At 56.8% G+C, this 6922-nt stretch carries 5 protein-coding genes; 2 read left to right on the top strand and 3 right to left on the bottom strand.

The features are described from left to right. Positions 1 to 130: 130 nt before the first annotated feature. The 3 genes from EDC90_RS11300 to EDC90_RS11290 form a co-directional block, all read right to left on the bottom strand. A complete protein-coding gene (locus EDC90_RS11300) occupies positions 131 to 3592 on the bottom strand; it encodes a chromosome segregation SMC family protein (RefSeq protein ID WP_132311586.1) in 3462 nt (1153 codons plus the stop codon). A gap of 51 nt (positions 3593 to 3643) precedes the next feature. After that, a complete protein-coding gene (locus EDC90_RS11295) occupies positions 3644 to 4336 on the bottom strand; it encodes a DsbA family protein (RefSeq protein WP_132311584.1) in 693 nt (230 codons plus the stop codon). Between the two features lie 128 nt (positions 4337 to 4464). Then, positions 4465 to 4980, bottom strand: a complete 516-nt coding sequence (locus EDC90_RS11290) for a DUF721 domain-containing protein (protein ID WP_132311582.1) — start codon at positions 4978 to 4980, stop codon at positions 4465 to 4467. A 135-nt stretch (positions 4981 to 5115) separates the two neighbouring features. Here EDC90_RS11290 and mutY point away from each other — a divergent pair, with 135 nt between their 5' ends. Beyond that, positions 5116 to 6195: an A/G-specific adenine glycosylase gene (mutY, locus tag EDC90_RS11285; protein WP_132311580.1), complete on the top strand. Its 1080-nt coding sequence runs from the start codon at positions 5116 to 5118 to the stop codon at positions 6193 to 6195. Beyond that, a complete protein-coding gene (locus tag EDC90_RS11280) occupies positions 6192 to 6809 on the top strand; it encodes an HAD family hydrolase (protein WP_132311578.1) in 618 nt (205 codons plus the stop codon). The genes mutY and EDC90_RS11280 overlap by 4 nt, the downstream gene beginning before the upstream one ends. Positions 6810 to 6922 lie beyond the last annotated feature (113 nt).

Genomic DNA, 6922 nt, shown 5'->3' with positions numbered 1-6922 from the left:
GCTCGGGTCATCGGAAATCTCCTTTGACACAAGGAATCACAAATCACACAAAAACGGAATCCCATACGATTCATTCATCGCGCCTGACGCTCTAAAGCAGAGTGGATTGAGGCCGGCGTCGTTCCGGTCTTCATACTTCTTCAACCAGTCGCTCTGCAGTCTGAAGGTCGACGGAAACAAGCTGTGAGACACCCTGTTCGGCCATGGTGACACCGAAGAGCCGGTTCATTCGTGCCATGGTTATAGGGTTATGGGTAATCACAACGAAACGGGTTTCCGTCGTTGCTGCCATCTCGTCAAGCAGGTTGCAATAGCGCTCAACATTGTGATCATCAAGCGGAGCGTCGACCTCATCGAGCACGCAGATCGGAGCCGGGTTGGTGAGGAAGACGGCAAAGATCAGCGCCATCGCCGTCAATGCCTGCTCACCGCCGGAAAGAAGTGTCATCGTCTGTGGCTTTTTGCCGGGCGGGCGCGCCAGAATTTCCAGTCCGGCTTCCAGCGGGTCGTCGGATTCCACCAGCTGTAGTTCTGCATCGCCACCGCCGAACAGGTGGTTAAATAGTCGCTGAAACTGATCGTTGACTTCATCAAATGCGGCCAGAAGCCGTTCGCGACCTTCCCGGTTAAGGCTCTGGATCGCGCTTCGCAGCTTGGCGATGGCATCGAGAATATCATCGCGTTCACGCACAAGCGTGTCGAGCTTTTCGGAAAGTTCCTGCTGCTCTTCTTCAGCCCTGAGGTTGACGGCCCCCAGCCGCTCGCGTTCCACCTTCAGCCGTTCCAGAGTTCTCTCCACCTGCATGGGGTCCGGTATGGTGGCCTCTGCGGGAAGGCCTGTCAGTCGGTAAGCCTCATGCGGTGCCACTTCCAGTACTTCGCGAATACGCGCTTCCGCGCTTTCCCTGCGTTCCCGCGCAGAAACAAGCCGTTCTTCTGCCCGGCCGCGCTGCTCGCGCGCTTCTGCAAGATCGGAAAGGGCTTTGGCTGCGACCTTATCGGCTTCACGCTGGGCCGATTCGGCCTCGGCCAGTCGGTCAGCTGCGGCTTTGCGCGCCTCTTCTGCCTTTTCCAGCTCGCGGGTGAGGTTGCGGCGCTTTTCCGCCACCTCTTCCGGCGCGTCCTGCAAATCCTCAAGCTCGGCCTGCGCCTCTTCTTCACGCGATTTCAACGTCGCAATCTGGGCTTCTGCGTTTTGGGCGCGGTTCTGCCAGCTTGAGCGTTCATGGCCGATCGCTGCAATGCGCCGCTGGCGGGAATCATTTTCGCGTACCAGACCATCGTGACGGGCGCGGGCTTCTGCCAGTTCTCCGCGGTCGCGGGCAACCTGGGCTTCCTGCGAGGTCAACTGGCTTTCAAGCGCGGAGAAATCCGGGGCATTGGCGAGCTCCGCTTCCGCGTCTTCGCGGCGTCCGTCGATGTCTTCGGCCTGCGCAATAAGCTGGCTGCGGGTTTCGGCAATAACATCGCGGCGGCGCATGAGTTCGCCGGATACTTTTTCGGCTTCAGACAGCGCCGAGCGTGCTTCTGCACTGTTGCGGGCCGAAAGCCTTGCAGCTTCGCGGGCGCTGGCAAGCATCGCTTCGCCATTCCGGGCTGCGGATGTGGCCTCTTCCTGCGCGATCCGCGCATCTTCCAGCACGATTTCGGCGGCCTCCCGGTCGTGTTCAAGGGCAGCAAGCCGGTTTTTCTGCGAAAGTCTGAGTGCCGCAGCGCTGGGCGCATCGGCACTCTTGATGTGGCCATCCCAGCGGTAAACTGCGCCTTCGCGCGTCACGAGTTCCTGTCCCGGCTTTAGTAAAGCCATCGTTTTTTCAGCATCTTGCGGTTGCACAAGGCCGATTTGTCGCAGCCGTCGCATGACCTCAGATGGTGCCTGAACCTGTTTGCTGAGCGGGCTCACATTTTCCGGCAGTCGGGGGTCGTCTGTTCCATCACCATTGCCGTGCCAGAAGGCTGCGGCTGTTTCGTCCAGCGGCGTTTCAAGGTCGTCGCCCAAAACCGCGCCAAGCGCTGTCTCATAGCCCTGCTCGATGCTCAAAAGCTCTGCCAGAGGCGTAAAGTCGCCGGATGCGGCTGAGGCAGCAAGCATACGCTCAATGGTTCTGGCCTCTGTTTCAATCTCGGAAAGCCTGGCTTTGGCCGCTTCGACCGGCTGGCGTTTCAGGGCTTCTTCCTGACGTGCGGCGGCCAGCTTTTCCTCGGCCTCTTCCTGCGCGGCATAGGCTTCTTCTTCGGCAGCCATAGCGGCCTCAAGGACGGCCTGCTTTTCTGCCGGATCGGGCAGAGCGGCCATGCGTTCATCAAGCTGGCGAAGCTCTGCATCAGCTTCAACAATCTGACGGTCAAGCCGGCCCCGCCGGTCAGTCAGGTCCCGGATCGAACGTTCGTATTGCGCCTTCAGGGCAGCGGCTTCAGCGCGCTCAGAAGTTGTGCGTGACAATACGCTTTCGCTCTCGGCAAGCTTTGAGGCCGCTTCATCCTGGGCTTGCCGCGCCGCTGCCAGCTCCTCTCCGGAATAGCCGATCATGTCGGCAAGCTCTGCCTGTTCTTCCTCAAGCCGAGCCAGTATGGCGCTGTTGTCCGCGATCATGGCTTCTTCACGGCGTATATCTTCGGAAAGCTGCATCAGCCGCCGGGTCAGCTCATCACGGCGACGCATCTGCCGGTCGGCATCGTCTTCCAGCTGCCGCCGCGCGATCTGCAAACGCTGAAGGGTTGCAGCCGCATTCACCTCGCTGTTGCGCAACTCTGTGATGGGCAAGCCGGCGACGGCCTGTGCTTTCGCAGCCTCCATCTGTGTGTTGGCCCGCTCTGCGACAAGTGCGGTCAGCGTGTTCAGTGCACTTTCGGCTTCTCCCTCCGCCCTTTTGGCATCCGTCCAGCGGATATGAAGCAGGATCGCTTCCTGTGCGCGGATATCGGCGGAGAGCGCTTTGAAGCGTGTGGCCTGTCGCGTCTGGCGCTTAAGGCTTTCGATCTGCGAGGTTAGCTGAGCGGTGATATCCTCCAGCCGTTCCAGATTGCTTTCCGCGCCGCGCAGCCTCAGCTCTGCCTCGTGCCGGCGCGAATAAAGCCCGGAAATGCCTGCGGCTTCTTCCAGAAGCTGGCGCCTTGCCTGAGGCTTTGCCTGAATCAGCTCGCCGATACGCCCCTGACCAACCATTGAAGGGGAGCGTGCCCCGGTTGAAGCATCGGCAAAAAGCAGCTGTACGTCTTTCGCACGGGCTTCCTTGCCATTGATGCGATAGACGGAACCTTGTTCTCTGGCGATGCGACGCGAAACCTGGAGTTCATCGCTGTCATTAAATGCAGCCGGTGCGGTGCGATCTGAATTGTCGAGATAAAGGCCGACTTCGGCAGAGTTGCGTGCCGGACGGCTGCCGGAGCCGGAGAAGATGACATCATCCATTCCGGAGGCACGCATATTCTTGTAGGAGTTTTCCCCCATTACCCAACGCAATGCTTCGACAAGATTGGACTTGCCGCAGCCATTGGGGCCAACCACGCCCGTCAGTCCGGGTTCGATGACAAAGTCACTGGCTTCGACGAAGGACTTAAAGCCGAGAAGACGCAGGCGGGTAAATTTCATCGGCGCACGCCCGCTCTGGCGCGCGCCGCATTCTCAACGAACGGCCGCGTTTCAAAGCATGCTATTGATAAGGGCCGACATCGTGTCAACCGACATATCCCCCGAATATTTCTTTCCATTGATCAGGAAGGTTGGCGTTGCCCGTACCCCGAATTCTTCGGCCGCGCGCTCCCGAACACCGTTTATGTCATTGAGAAGATCCTGATCCGTCAAGCAGGCCTGGAAGCTTTCCTGTGTAAAACCGGCCAGTTTCGCCATTTGAAGCATGGCTGCACTGCCATCTTCTGCAGTTGCCCAGGTTCTCAGCTTGGAAAACATCATATCCATGAACGGAATATACTTTCCGTTCGGGGCACAACGTGCGAGCATGAAACCTGCCATTGCCCGTGGATCAAACGGGAATTCGCGGAAGATATAGTAGACTTTTCCGGTGTCGATGAAGTTTTCCTTGATCGCCGGGAATGTGCCTTCCTGAAAATCAGCACAGTGCGGGCAGGTCATCGAAAGATACTCGATGATTTTCACCGGCGCATTTTCATCACCCAGCGTAATCTCTGGCAGCGTGCCCGGCTTCAACGCTTCTTCCATATCGACATTGCCCTGACTTTCCGGCAGCTCGACATCCTGGGCCCAGGCGCTTGCGGCAAAGGGCAGACTTCCGCCAAACGCGGCAGCAGAAATGCCCGCGCCGCCTGCGGCTATGCCGTTGAGAAAGGAGCGTTTGGTGATTTTCAGTTCGCGCATATCGGGCCTCTCGTCTGAAGGATGTTCCTTTAAAACTTCACTAGCGGTCATCGTCATCGCAAACAAGTCACGCCGTGTCATCATAAGTCAAACAAATGTGACTGAAACAAAACGCACTGCCATTGCGGCTAACGCTTTGTTGCTTTCTTTCGCTTTTCGTCAAGAATACCGGTACCAAGCCGCATGATCGCGCGCTTCAGGTCATCGGATTCAATGCCCTCCAGCTTGCGCTCCAGCGTCTTTTTTTCTGCCAGTGTCAGTTGCGGTGGTGCTTTATGTCTGGCGTTTTGCGGCTGAATTGGCTTTTGAACGATACGGATGCGGTCAATCGCGATGAAACCGAAGAAACCGTTTACACGATGAATAAGTTCATCTTTGGCGTGGGTCAGAAACAGCACCCGCGCACCTTCGCAGGCAATTGTCAGAGCGCCGGGACGGAAACTGCCGTCCTCCATACCCTCATTGCGGCGCGGCCAGTTGATACTTTCCGGTCGGGAGAATGCAGCATAGGATTCACCTGCGATTTCTTCCCAGGCGTTCAGAAGTGATGTTGAAATACCGGACCTCTTGGCCAGAATAGGATCGACCAGACTGTTGGCAATGTCGGCGATCTGGCTGGCTGATCTCGGTCGATGGGGTTTCATACCAGGCTTTCCGTTGTGGGCTTTGAAGTGCTGCCCTTGCTTTTCCGGCTCAAAATAGGCTTTTTTTCTGTCGTTGAATACCGTTGCGCCGCGCAAGCGGTATTTTCTTTTCTCTTCTGGATAAATCTGACCTTCATGGACCTTAATGCACAAGCCCTGATCGATTGGTACGATCACCATCATCGCATCCTGCCGTGGCGTGTCGGGCCTGATGAAAAAGCGAAGGGCGTACGTCCCGATCCTTATCATGTATGGCTGTCAGAAATTATGCTTCAGCAGACCACCGTGCAGGCGGTGAAGAGCTATTTCGACAAGTTTTTGAAACGCTGGCCATCGGTTGAAGACCTGGCGGCTGCTGATACCGATGATGTCATGGCGGCATGGGCGGGGCTTGGCTATTATGCCCGTGCTCGCAATCTGAAGAAGTGTGCGGAGACCATCGCGCGTGATCACGGCGGCATTTTTCCCGACACGTTCGAAGGTCTGAAAGCGTTGCCCGGAATCGGAGATTATACAGCCGCAGCCATTGCTGCGATCGCATTCGATCGCCCGGAAGCCGTGGTGGATGGCAATGTCGAACGCGTGATGACGCGGTTTTATGCGATTGAAACACCGCTTCCATCGGCCAAGACGGAAGTGAAGGCGAAAACGAAAACGGTAACCCCGCTCGACCGTCCGGGCGATTTTGCGCAGGCGATGATGGATCTTGGCGCAACGATCTGCACACCCAAACGCCCGGCCTGCGTGCTGTGCCCGCTTCGTGAAGGCTGTCGCGCTCTGGCCAGTGATGATCCGCAGCGTTTTCCCGTGAAGCTGCCCAAAGCAAAGCGGCCCGTCCGTGTCGGAGCGGCCTTCGTTGCGGAAACGGAGGACGGGAAAATACTGGTTCGCACCCGTGCGCAATCAGGCTTGCTTGGTGGAATGGCGGAAGTGCCGACCACTGGCTGGACATCACGCAAGGATGGTGAGACCGGTGCCAATGCCGCGCCTTTTGCGGCTGGCTGGCGGCGTGCGGGAGATGTGACACATGTGTTTACGCATTTTGAGTTGCGTCTGACGGTCTGGCACGCAAAAACACAGAAACAGGCTGTTTCAGGTGGTCGATGGGAGCCTATAGACGAACTTGGTGAAAAGGCTTTGCCAAGTGTCATGAAAAAGGCAATCTCGGAGGCAATACCGCAAGCATTCAAGCCGCAGGGAGTAGGTAAATCATGACAACAGAAATCCGCCACATCGTTTTCGATATTGGCAATGTGCTGGTGCATTACGACGCCACGATTCCGTTCAAACGGATTATTCCTGATGATCAGAAGCGCGAATGGTTCCTGTCCGAAGTCTGCTCAGGTCCTTGGAATCATGAGCAGGACCGAGGCCGGACCTGGGAGGAAGCAGAGGCAGCTGCTATTGCTGAATATCCGGATGAAGCTGAAAATATCCGGGCATTCCGCAAGAACTGGTCAGAAATGATTCCATATGCGCATGAGGATTCTGTTGCGGTTTTCAGAGCATTGCTGAACAGCGATCTTGATGTGACGTTGCTGACGAATTTTGCGGCAGATACGTTTACGGAGTGTCGCGCGCGTTTTCCCTTCCTCAATGAAACCCGGGGCATTACGATCTCCGGTGAAATCGGCAAGGTAAAGCCTGATCGTGATATCTTCGAGCATCACGTGCAGACCCTTGAGATCACGCCTGCAGCAACGCTTTTCATTGATGACAAGCGTGAAAATGTGGAGGGTGCGAAAGCAGCAGGCTGGCAGGCGGTTCAGTTCATTGATGCCGAAACGTTAAAGCGTGACCTCGCTGCATTCGGTATTTCTGTCTCGTAACAGAAAAGCCGGGTCCGTAGGGAGCGGACCCGGCCAAGCCTGTGCCTGCGTTCGGAGGTCGTGAACGTTCTGACAGGCAGTTTACTTTTTTGCTCTGTCTACGCAGCGACAAT

It is taken from the genome of Martelella mediterranea (assembly GCF_004342225.1).
Classification (GTDB): Bacteria; Pseudomonadota; Alphaproteobacteria; order Rhizobiales; family Rhizobiaceae; genus Martelella; species Martelella mediterranea_B.
This window is presented reverse-complemented; position numbering and strand designations above follow the sequence as displayed.

Bases quoted from the DNA above. Each gene is read 5' to 3' on its own strand.
- EDC90_RS11300 (WP_132311586.1), bottom strand. From the start codon at position 3,592: ATGAAATTTACCCGCCTGCGTCTTCTCGGCTTTAAGTCCTTCGTCGAA.
- EDC90_RS11295 (WP_132311584.1), bottom strand. From the start codon at position 4,336: ATGCGCGAACTGAAAATCACCAAACGCTCCTTTCTCAACGGCATAGCC.
- EDC90_RS11290 (WP_132311582.1), bottom strand. From the start codon at position 4,980: ATGAAACCCCATCGACCGAGATCAGCCAGCCAGATCGCCGACATTGCC.
- mutY (WP_132311580.1), top strand. From the start codon at position 5,116: ATGGACCTTAATGCACAAGCCCTGATCGATTGGTACGATCACCATCAT.
- EDC90_RS11280 (WP_132311578.1), top strand. From the start codon at position 6,192: ATGACAACAGAAATCCGCCACATCGTTTTCGATATTGGCAATGTGCTG.